General features: G+C 64.4%; 10 protein-coding genes and 1 pseudogene. 5 read left to right on the forward strand and 6 right to left on the reverse strand.

The genetic code is table 11. The features are described from left to right. Positions 1–38: 38 nt before the first annotated feature. The 4 genes and pseudogenes from HSEST_RS06280 to HSEST_RS06290 all read right to left on the reverse strand — a co-directional run bounded on the left by HSEST_RS06280 (position 39) and on the right by HSEST_RS06290 (position 3,060). Complete coding sequence (locus tag HSEST_RS06280) at positions 39–1,487, reverse strand: multicopper oxidase family protein (protein WP_229122839.1); 1,449 nt, start codon at positions 1,485–1,487, stop codon at positions 39–41. A 54-nt stretch (positions 1,488–1,541) separates the two neighbouring features. Beyond that, the gene (locus tag HSEST_RS14645; RefSeq protein ID WP_418886543.1) at positions 1,542–1,628 is read right to left on the reverse strand and encodes an SHOCT domain-containing protein; all 87 of its coding nucleotides are present in this window, start codon (positions 1,626–1,628) and stop codon (positions 1,542–1,544) included. Between the two features lie 363 nt (positions 1,629–1,991). Further along, positions 1,992–2,138, reverse strand: a pseudogene (locus HSEST_RS06285) (mandelate racemase/muconate lactonizing enzyme family protein); the annotation flags it as partial. A 199-nt stretch (positions 2,139–2,337) separates the two neighbouring features. Then, positions 2,338–3,060 carry a metallophosphoesterase gene (locus HSEST_RS06290; RefSeq protein WP_229122840.1) on the reverse strand — a complete coding sequence of 241 codons (723 nt, stop codon included), beginning with the start codon at positions 3,058–3,060 and terminating at the stop codon, positions 2,338–2,340. Between the two features lie 176 nt (positions 3,061–3,236). Between HSEST_RS06290 and HSEST_RS06295 the strand changes: the two genes are divergently transcribed. Beyond that, a complete protein-coding gene (locus HSEST_RS06295; protein WP_229122841.1) occupies positions 3,237–4,157 on the forward strand; it encodes a ParA family protein in 921 nt (306 codons plus the stop codon). Continuing rightward, positions 4,150–5,280 carry a chemotaxis protein CheW gene (locus tag HSEST_RS06300; RefSeq protein WP_229122842.1) on the forward strand — a complete coding sequence of 377 codons (1,131 nt, stop codon included), beginning with the start codon at positions 4,150–4,152 and terminating at the stop codon, positions 5,278–5,280. The genes HSEST_RS06295 and HSEST_RS06300 overlap by 8 nt, the downstream gene beginning before the upstream one ends. Here the strand turns inward: HSEST_RS06300 and HSEST_RS06305 are convergent. Further along, complete coding sequence (locus HSEST_RS06305; protein ID WP_229122843.1) at positions 5,277–6,404, reverse strand: NAD(P)/FAD-dependent oxidoreductase; 1,128 nt, start codon at positions 6,402–6,404, stop codon at positions 5,277–5,279. The two genes, HSEST_RS06300 and HSEST_RS06305, sit on opposite strands and share 4 nt — an antisense overlap. A gap of 45 nt (positions 6,405–6,449) precedes the next feature. Between HSEST_RS06305 and HSEST_RS06310 the strand changes: the two genes are divergently transcribed. Then, entirely contained in the window at positions 6,450–6,647 is a 198-nt protein-coding gene (locus tag HSEST_RS06310; protein WP_229122844.1) for a hypothetical protein, read from the forward strand. 38 nt (positions 6,648–6,685) lie between these two features. Beyond that, a complete protein-coding gene (trmB, locus tag HSEST_RS06315) occupies positions 6,686–7,738 on the forward strand; it encodes an HTH-type sugar sensing transcriptional regulator TrmB (RefSeq protein WP_229122845.1) in 1,053 nt (350 codons plus the stop codon). Between the two features lie 22 nt (positions 7,739–7,760). Here the strand turns inward: trmB and HSEST_RS06320 are convergent, their stop codons facing one another. Continuing rightward, positions 7,761–8,876, reverse strand: a complete 1,116-nt coding sequence (locus tag HSEST_RS06320) for a hypothetical protein (protein ID WP_229122846.1) — start codon at positions 8,874–8,876, stop codon at positions 7,761–7,763. 142 nt (positions 8,877–9,018) lie between these two features. Here HSEST_RS06320 and HSEST_RS06325 point away from each other — a divergent pair, with 142 nt between their 5' ends. After that, positions 9,019–9,702, forward strand: coding sequence for a dolichyl-phosphate hexose transferase (locus HSEST_RS06325; protein WP_229122847.1), 684 nt, complete (start codon positions 9,019–9,021; stop codon positions 9,700–9,702). The last annotated feature ends 4 nt before the right edge of the window (positions 9,703–9,706 follow it).

Raw genomic sequence — 9,706 nt, forward strand, 5'->3', positions numbered from 1 at the left:
TGTGCGATCGCACCGCTACATCGTCACGACCGACCGTATCAGACGTACCGGATGACCCGCGCCATGCCGGCTTCGAGGTGATAGAGGTTGTGACAGTGGAAGAACCAGTTCCCGGGATTGTCCGCCTTGAAATCGATCGTGGCCTCGCCCATGTGCCCCGGAACGACGACCGTGTCCTTGATCGCGTTGCCGACGCTGAAGAAGTGCCCGTGGAGGTGCATCGGATGCGGAACTGGACTCTGATTGCGCATGCGGATCCGGACGTGATCGCCCTCTCGGATATCTAGCGGGTCGGCGTCGGGAAACACCTGTCCGCCGATCGCCCAGCTATAGCCGTCGCTGCCGGGAGAGAGTGTCAGATCGAACGTCCGATCGGGAGTTCCGTCGATTCCGTCGATCGACTCGATCGACCGCAGGTCGCCGTACTGAAGTGTTCGGCCACCCGTCCCGGAAGCCGTCGGCGCTTGACCGTCGCTCGCGCTGGCGTACTGGAGTATACCCCGGGCACCGGGCTCCGATCCCCGAACCGGCGTCGCGTCGATCGCCCACGTGCCGGGATTGTTCGCGGTGACGATGGCGTCGTACCGCTCGCCCGGACCGAAGGTGAACGAGTCCGCGGAGACCGGTTCGACGGGTCGCCCGTCAGCGTGGGAGATATCGAAGGCGTGCCCGCCGGCCCGGACCCGGAACGTCGTCGCACTGGCTGCGTTGACGAACCGAAGACGGACTCGATCACCCTCCGAGACGTCGAATCTCGGTGCGTTCGCCGGCCCGCGTCCGTTCATGGCCATCCCCGCGTAGGGCGGTCGATAGTCGTTCATCATGCCACCCATCGGTCCGCCGCCCATCATACCGCCGCCGGACGTGCCGTCTGCGTCCGACGGTGATCGCGGCGCCTCCGGGAGATAATCGTCGAGGACGATCACGTATTCGTCGTCGTAGTCGACGTGTGGTTCGTCCTCTTCGACGACGAGCGGTCCGGCGAGTCCCCGATCGAGCTGCAGGCCCGCGTGGCTGTGATAGAAGTACGTACCCGGCGGATCAGCCCGGAACCGATACTCGAAGGTACCACCCGATTCGACCGGGTCCTGCGTCAGGTTCGGGACGCCGTCCATCCCGTTCGCGACCGGCAGCCCGTGCCAGTGGACGGTCGTCTCGTCGGGGAGTTCGTTGGTCAGTGAGACGCCGACGACGTCCCCCTCCGAAACCCGGATCTCCGGGCCGGGAAGCGTGCCGTCGTACAGCCACGTCGACTGGGAGACGCCCGACGCCTCGGCTCCCGGCGCAGCCGTCAACGCGAACGTCTCGTCGGCCGGACCGGACGGGGGCGCACGTGGTGTGACGTCCGTCGGATCACCTGCGAGTCCGCTGTCGCCCCCGGGAAGCGATTCCGCGAGCGAGGTGCAACCTGCGAGTGCGGCCACGCCGGCACCGCCAAGGACCTGTAGCGCACGACGCCTCGATATTCCGTGTGAATTATCAGTCATATTTTATTATTGTCGTATCTGCGTGTCTAAATGCGCGAATATCTGCGCCCGCTCCTATCGTTCCCGGAGCGTCCGGGCCCGTTCCTCGAACTCCGCTTCGTCGATCTCACCGCGCGCGTACCGTTTCTGAAGCGTCTCCATGGCGTCGTCCGTTCGTCCCTCCGTGGATGCCGGTGTCGATCCGGCGATCGCGCTTCACAACAGGTAGACGACTGTTCCCATGATCAGCAGACCGACGAGTGGACCGAGAAACGAAACCAGCCACCAGCCTCCCGTTCCGCCCATCTGTAACAGCGAGGACCAAGTCATACCTATCATAGACGACCGAGACATAAGTATTGTACGCGTCAAGCAATTCTATCTCGGTGCATCGTTCGTGGTCTGTATTGCCCCGTTCCCGGGCCCTCAGGCGAGGCCAGATCCGAGCCGGTTACGCCGGACCGAACACCGAAAATCGAAGATTTTCGAGCTTGACGAACCTCACCGTTCGTCAAACAGCTCCTCACCGTCGACCATCGTCGTCTGGACGTCGGCGATCTCGATGTCGCGGTCGCCGCCGCGCGAGCGCGTGACGCCCATTGTCTCCGCGGAGAGGTTCGACACCGTGTACTCGGCGTTCGGATCGTGCAAGCGGCGGTACTCCCGGCCCATAGCCGGCCGTTCCGTGCGGCAAAAGTGATGGCGATCGTAGCGATGTCGCCGGACGCGATCACTCAGCGAGGGCTTTCGGGACGATCCAGCGTGTCACAGCCGTCAGTCCGAGGATGATCAGTACGACCACGATCGTGATGACGACAGCAGCGTCCATACCCGAACATCCAACGCCGAGAAATAAAGCAGTACCGCTCCCCTACAGGTGGTGACGGAGCGAACCCAGCGACGGGAACCGCAACGTTTCCCTGGCGTTTTCGTCTCTGACAATCGGTTCGAGCGGATCGGCCGCGACGACGAGCGGTGACTGGAAGTCGTCGGCACTCATTCCGTTGACCGGGACGCCGGCGGTAAAGCGGTTGAACGCCGGCAGGACGAGCAGCTCCGCACTGTCGGGACCGCCGGGCCCTCGCAGGAAGCAGGGCCGTCGCTGCCCCTCGATCTCGATGGCCGGGTGGTCGTGACCCAGGACGTACCGCTCGGCCTCGACGCCGGGCCGTTCGTGTCCGTGGACAACGACCGTCCGATCGTCGGGCCGTTCGTGTCCGTGGACAACGACCGTCCGATCGTCGAGCCGATACCGATCTACGATCGGACCGTCACGGATCTCTCCGAGCATCGTGTCGTGGTTGCCGGCGACGACGATCAGTTCCGCACCAGCATCGGCGACGCGCTCGTCCAGTGCCGCGAGCCGGTGCTCGACGGTCGGCGTGGCCGTATCGAACGCGTGGAGCAGGTCGCCGGCGACGACGACATCCCGGGGCTCTGTCGCCTCGAGCAGGTTCACGAATCGGTCGAGGACGTCCCGCCCGTCCTCGATCGGCGCCTCGACCGCCGACTCCGACGCCCGACCGAAGTGGAGGTCCGCGAGGACGAGCGTCTCCTCGATCAGGGCCGCCCGGTCGCGAAACGTAATCGCCATCGACGGACCTGCGGGCGCGGGCAACAAAAGGAGTCGGTCATGAGCGGGAACGGCCAAGGCCGCGTGCTCTCGCACTGTCGACGCGCAACACTGACTACCGTATCCGATTTTCCGATTTGATACGCCGGAGCGTATTTTTATAACGCGTCGTACCCGAGCCTCTGGTATCAGTAGAGATGAGTACCGATATGGGGTCCGCGCGCGTCTGCGTCACGAACGCCAAGGGCGGGACCGGCAAGACGACGATCGCGATCAACGTCGCGGGGGCGCTCAACGAGCGCGGCCGCGACGTACTGTTCGTCGATCTCGATCCCCAGGGTAACGCGACGGAAGGCCTGGGATTGCTGGAGGCTTACGACAGGGACCCGCCCACGTTCTTCGACGTGCTGACCGACCACCGACAGCGCGATCGAGTCGAAGAGTTGATCGTCGAACACGAGGAGATGGACGTTCTGCCGAGTAACATCGACCTCTTGCAAGCCGAACACGAGTTGACCATCGCCGATCTCATCGCGCGCGTCAAGCACGATCCCAACGCGGACATCGACCCGTCAGCACTGGCTTCTCTCGGGATCAACGTCTCCCCCGAGGCGGTGACGGGCCCACACGCGCTGGACGTGCTCGACGAGGCGCTGTCGGGCGTCGAAGACGCGTACGACTACGTGATCATCGATTCCCCGCCGTTTTACGGGAAACTGACTGATACCGGGATTTACGCGGCCCAGCACATCCTCGTGCCGGCGCTGACGGAGGCGACTTCCGAGCGGGCGATCGAGCTGCTCATCGACCAGATGGCGGCCCTGGAAGGGCAGACGGACATCACCGTCGAGACGATGGGCGTCGTCGCGAACCGCGTCGAGAAGACCAACGAGGACCGGATGATGCTCGAGTGGCTCAACGAGGTGTTCGACGAGTTCCCGCTCTGGGAAGTCCGGAAACGGGTCGCACTGCAGCGCGCGTTCAAGTCCGGTAAATCGGTGTTTGCGGCCGACGAATCGGTCGACATGGCCGACGTCTTTCTCGATATCGCCGCGGAGTTCGACGAGCGATTCGGGTTCGAAACCGCTGATCGCACACACGAGGTGACACATGACTGACGATGACGACGATCGTATGGAACGGGCGAAACGTATCCGACGAATGCGCGAAGGGCGGCGCGGTGACTCGGCCGACGAAAATGACGAGGAATCGGGAGACGACGGTGAACTACCCAGCGACGACACCGGGCAACGCTCCGATGCCGGCAGTGAGCGCAACGACGGCGATCCCACGGATCGAACGCCTACAGACGGCCACGAATCGAGTGGCGAGAGTGAGGCGACGCTGGAGACGGACCGGGGCGGCGAGAATGAGGCGACGCCGGAGACGGACCACGAGAGTGAGGACGACCCATCAGCAGCGACGGCGGACGATCCGAGTGGAGAATCGTCCGAATCCGAGTGGTTCGAGGGTGAGGCGACCGGGGACGACGACCAGACCGAAATGACCGCACACGATTCACCAGCCGCCGACGAACCAGCGACGGACGACGAGACGAGCGAGACGACTGGACGGGACGCGACCGGCGATGACGACGCGTCGGCAGCGGCCTCGTCGGCGGCGGCCGCGGCGGCTGCCTTCGAGAGCGATAGCGACGACGTGTCGGCCGTCGAAGAGGGCAAGACAGTCGACGCCGACGCGTCCGGTTCGGAGGACGCCGGGACGACCAGCCAGCCGGACGGTGCTGCGACGACGTCCGACGACGCCGACGAGCCGACGGAGATCGAGGGTCCCACGGCCACCCAGTCGACGGCGGCCGAGACCGAAGCGGAGATCCGCGTGCTGGAGTTCCGACTCGGCGACGAGCAGTACTGTCTCGACATCCAGCACGTCGAGGAGATCGTCAAAGAGGGGACGGTGACGCGCGTGCCGAACACGCCGGATCACGTCCGTGGCGTCGTCGACTTGCGAGGCCAGATCACGACGATCCTCGATCCGAAGGTATCGCTGGACATCGACGAAACTGACGACGAACAGCTCATCATCGTCTTCGACGAGGAAACCTTCGAGGATCAGGGCCACACCGGCTGGGTCGTCGACGAGGTCCGGCAAGTCATGCCGATCAAGGAGTCGGAGGTCAAAGACTCCCCGCTCGACCAGCAAGCGGTCAACGGCGTCATCGAGCGCGACGGGGAGTTCGTCATCTGGACTGAGCCCGAGGTCGCGCTGCTCGAGGACTAGTTCAGCTCTTCTCCGAGGAGTTCGACGGCGTCACGCACGGCACCGATCGTCGTCAGGTATCCGGCGCCGACCGACCGCTTGACCGCTGCTGCCGCCGGTCCGCGGAGAAGTTGCGGCCCGACCTTCGCGACCGCACCGTCGCCGACGCTGACGAGCCAGCCGAGCTGATCGTAGTCGTAGCGCTCGAGTCGTGGCTCGAATCCGCGGCTGCCCTCGCGGTCGAACGCGAGCAGTGCTGCCAGGTTCTCGGCTGCGACTGGGGCCTGTCTGATCGCCGTGTGTGCGGTGGCTGGCGCGAGGCGTCCGTCGACGTCCGTGACGCGTGCGGCGTCACCGAGCGCGACGGTCCGATCCGACAACCGTAGCGTCGCCGGTACGCTCGGGCGATCGGGAACGGCATCCGTCCCCGTGATTCCGCCGGTCCAGACGAATTGGTCGTACGGGACGGTCGAGCCGTCTTCGAGATCGATGGTTGCCTCGTCGGCGCGGGTCACGCCTGCGCCAGTTCGGATATCGATCCCGCGATCGGTCAGCTCCTCGCGCAGTCCGCGGCGGAGATCCGATGGGAACGACGGCGCGATCTTCGGGGCCTGTTCGAGTAGCGTGACCGTCGCGTCGGCGTCTTCTTCGCGTGCCAGCGCCGCGAGTTCGCCCGCGGCCTGGATTCCCGAGAGGCCGGCTCCCCCGACGACAATTCGACCGTCCGCTTCGAACGCCTCGAAGGCGTCCGCGCGGATCTGTCGGGCGTGATCGACAGTCCGAAGCGGTGTCGCGTGCTCGCGAACGCCGTCGAGACCGTAGAACGCGGTCTCGATACCGAGCGTGATCGCACCCGCGTCGTAGGTAACTGTCTCGCCGCCGGCGAGCGTCGCTACCTGCCGCTCGGGATCGATATCGGTCACACGCTGCTGTCGGTGCCGTGCGCCGTCGAGAATCTCGGAGAAGGGGATCGTGATCGCCTCGGCCATGTCGGGTCGCCGAATGACGCGATGGACCTCGTGGCGCACGGTGTGTGTCGGGCTGTCGTCGAACAGGACGATCTCGTCGGTCGCCGGCAGCCGTCGTTCGAGCCGTCGAACGAGCGGGAGACCGGCGTATCCGCCGCCGAAGACTGCGACTCGCATAAGCGGTGTTCGGGTCGGATCGACGTAAACGCGTGGGTCGGCGATATGCCAGGGATGAATGGCTCTGGCAGTACTCCGGATCACTTCCGCCGAGAGACCGAGATCGGCGGAGGCCAGCGACACGGGAAACCGAGCACGGCCGTCGCCATACCGACGAATCTCCAGCAAGCCCACCTCGACGACGAGCAACAGATCAAAGCCGTCGTCGAGTTCGCTCGACTGGACGATATCTCGGATCAATAACAAAGGACTGATTTATTCGCTCGTAGAATAACGTTGTAATGGCGTCAGACGACCTACTCTCGTCGCTGGAGCACATCGCCGAGCGGCTCGATTTCGGCGAGTACGAGGCGAAAGCATACCTGACGATCCTCGAACACGGCGAACTCACGGCCGCGGAGATCGCCGAATACACCGATATCCCCCAGCCGCGGGTGTACGACACGGTGCGGAGCCTCAGCGACAGCGGGCTGGTCGAACTTCGCGAGTCCCGACCGATGAAGGTGCTGGCGATCGACCCGCAGGAGGCGTTCGCCGACTATCGCGATTCGCTGTCGTCGCTCGTCACCGGGCTCAACGAGCGATACACGCAGCCGGCACGCGAGGCGGAGGGCGTCTCGCTGGTGAAGTCCCGGCCGACGATGCTGCGGTATCTCGAAGACGTGATCGAGTCAGCCGAGTACGAGCTGATGGTGTCGCTGACGCCCGACCTTCTCGAACGATATCACGAGACGCTCGCGGACGTCCAGAGCAAGGGTGTCGCGGTCGAGATCCTCCTCTCGCCGGCCGCAGCGGTGCCGGGGCCCGACGAGTTCGATTACGTCGACGTCGCCACGACCGTCCGGACGCGCCGCGGCGTGACGACGCCGATCGTAGCTGTCGCCGACGGCGAGTACGCGATGTACGCGACCAGAGAAGGGATCGAAGGCGCGGAGGACCGCTACGGCGTGATCTTCAACCGTTCGGAACTGGGCTTTCTGCTATCGGGTTTCCTGAACACGGTCCTGTGGACCACGGCCGAAACGATCGTCGAAGAGCCCGTCGCGGACCAGTTCCCGCGTCGATACGGGACGATCCGCCGGTGCGTGTCGGATCTCGAACAACTAGAGGGAACGTACTACGCCTCGATCGAGGGCCGAGACGTGGAGACGGGCGAGCACACCCTGGTCGAAGGGAAAATCGTTGACGTGCTCTCGGAGAACAACTGGGTCGCGGCCTCGCTTGTCGTCGACACCGGCGATCGTGAACTCGAAATCGGCGGCCAGGTCGCTGCGCTGGAAGATATCGAGGCGCACGAAATCGTCATCGGTAGGGACGGGCCGCCCGGCGTGTGACGGCCAGAAGTAGGTCGGCCGATCAGACAGTCGTCGTCCCGCTGCTCATCCCGAAGAGCATCAGCATCCCGATCAACTCGCCGACGTACTCCTCGGCGTAGGATTTCACCTCTTCGATGTCCTCCTCGTAGGACATCGTCGTCGTCTGGCCGGACGTTTCGACTTCCACGTCTTCGATGCGGGTCGCAAGTTCGTCCGAGGTGTCTTCCATGCGAGCCGCGGCATCGAGAGCGAACTCGATGTCGTCTGCGAGATCGCTTGCCGCATCGCCCGCCCACATGCTCGTTTCGACGCCGTAGGCGGAGTCGGTCTTGTAGACGCTGCCGGACATATACTCGATCTGCCCGACACTTTCGATCGTGATCTCGTCCGTGCTGAAGTCCTCCTCAGTGAGGGCGTCGTCCGGCACAACGGTCGCGAACGCCATGTGTCCGTCCGTCGTGTCGCTGTACAGCGTCGCTAACTCGCCAGCGATCGCATCGCCGTCGCCGTTCGACACGTCGATGACGTCCTCGATGACCTCCGTCGGGCCGATGACGTATCGACCGTCCGAAAGGACGGCCATGCCGCCGTCGTCCGAATCCGGCGCCGAATAGATCGTTTTCCCGCCGTATTCGGACTGCTCGAGTTCGCTGTCGCCGTCGGATTCGAGGAAGCCGATGAGTTCGTCTTCGGACCAGTCCGTCTCCATGACGACGCCGGCGTATTCCTCGTCGGTCCCGGACGACTCGACTTCCATGAACAGCAGGCCCTCGTTGAACCCCGTCGGATCGAGATCGGCCTCTTCGCGGGCCATCTCGATGGCGGACTCCACGTCCTGGGGGAACTCGCCTCCCTCGCCGAACTTCGCGAGTTCGCCCAGTGCCGTATTCACCACGTCCCGGAGGTCGTCATCGTCCAACATGGCCTGCATATCCACCGAGACGACGGCTCCCGCCTGCGCGGGTACGATACTACCGGGATTGAGCCCGCCGCTCGTCCCGGGCCCATCCCCAGTGGGTGTCTCGGTTCCGGTGGGCGTTCCGTCTTCACCGCTGTCACCGCCGCTACACCCCGCGAGCGAGCCGAGTGCGATGAATCCCGCCCCCGCCGCTCCCTTCTGCATGAGGCTCCGCCGAGTGAACTCTCTGGATGCCATAGCTGTACTCTCGTATCTGTTGGCAAAGCTAAAATAACCTCCGTCTCTCCGTTTAAACCCACCGCGGGAACACGGCAATATATTCCGCTATATGTTTTTGGCAAGCCTAAAACTCAAGACAGTCCGTCTCGAACGACGGGTAATGAGTGCGTACACGTTTGAGGATGTCGCGGTCGTCATGGGGACGTACAACGAACAGCAGGCGATCGGAACAGTACTCGACGATATCGATCGCGTGACTGACGGGCAGGCGTCGATCGTCTGTGTGGACAGTTCCAGCGACCGGACTCCGGAGATCGCCCGCGAGAAGGGCGCGCGGGTCATCGAACAGGAACCCCAGGGGTATGGTGTCGCGGTCGAGCGCGCGCTTCGCGCGGCTGACCGACCGGTCGTGGTCACGACCGACTGTGACGACACCTATCCGATGGATCGGTTGCCCGATTTTCTGGACGCGATCAACGACGGTGCCGACGTGGTCAGCGGCGACCGACTCTCCGGCGGCGCCGAGGCGATGCCAGGGTTCAACCGGCTGGGCAACCGCCTGTTCGCCGTGCTCGCGAGCCTGCTGATCGACCATCCCGTCCGCGATACGACGACCGGGATGCGCGCCTACCGGACGTCCGTCATCGAGGATATCGAGTGGACCGAGAACACCGGCCTCTCGGCGGAGTTGCTGTTGCGACCGCTGTCTCGGGGATACGACGTCCGCGAGATCGAGATCGAGTACGGCGAGCGGGCGGGCGAGACGACGCTGGATCCGATCGCCGGCGGCGCCGAGATTGCCGGGTCGATTCTGCGCGTGGGCGTCCAGGAGCGACGCCGGTAGTGTA

It is taken from the genome of Halapricum desulfuricans, from assembly GCF_017094465.1.
Classification (GTDB): Archaea; Halobacteriota; Halobacteria; order Halobacteriales; family Haloarculaceae; genus Halapricum.

Excerpts from the sequence above, each read along its gene's own strand:
- HSEST_RS06280 (WP_229122839.1), bottom strand. The coding sequence starts at position 1,487 with ATGACTGATAATTCACACGGAATATCGAGGCGTCGTGCGCTACAGGTC.
- HSEST_RS14645 (WP_418886543.1), bottom strand. The coding sequence starts at position 1,628 with ATGGAGACGCTTCAGAAACGGTACGCGCGCGGTGAGATCGACGAAGCG.
- HSEST_RS06290 (WP_229122840.1), bottom strand. The coding sequence starts at position 3,060 with ATGGCGATTACGTTTCGCGACCGGGCGGCCCTGATCGAGGAGACGCTC.
- HSEST_RS06295 (WP_229122841.1), top strand. The coding sequence starts at position 3,237 with ATGAGTACCGATATGGGGTCCGCGCGCGTCTGCGTCACGAACGCCAAG.
- HSEST_RS06300 (WP_229122842.1), top strand. The coding sequence starts at position 4,150 with ATGACTGACGATGACGACGATCGTATGGAACGGGCGAAACGTATCCGA.
- HSEST_RS06305 (WP_229122843.1), bottom strand. The coding sequence starts at position 6,404 with ATGCGAGTCGCAGTCTTCGGCGGCGGATACGCCGGTCTCCCGCTCGTT.
- HSEST_RS06310 (WP_229122844.1), top strand. The coding sequence starts at position 6,450 with ATGCCAGGGATGAATGGCTCTGGCAGTACTCCGGATCACTTCCGCCGA.
- trmB (WP_229122845.1), top strand. The coding sequence starts at position 6,686 with ATGGCGTCAGACGACCTACTCTCGTCGCTGGAGCACATCGCCGAGCGG.
- HSEST_RS06320 (WP_229122846.1), bottom strand. The coding sequence starts at position 8,876 with ATGGCATCCAGAGAGTTCACTCGGCGGAGCCTCATGCAGAAGGGAGCG.
- HSEST_RS06325 (WP_229122847.1), top strand. The coding sequence starts at position 9,019 with ATGAGTGCGTACACGTTTGAGGATGTCGCGGTCGTCATGGGGACGTAC.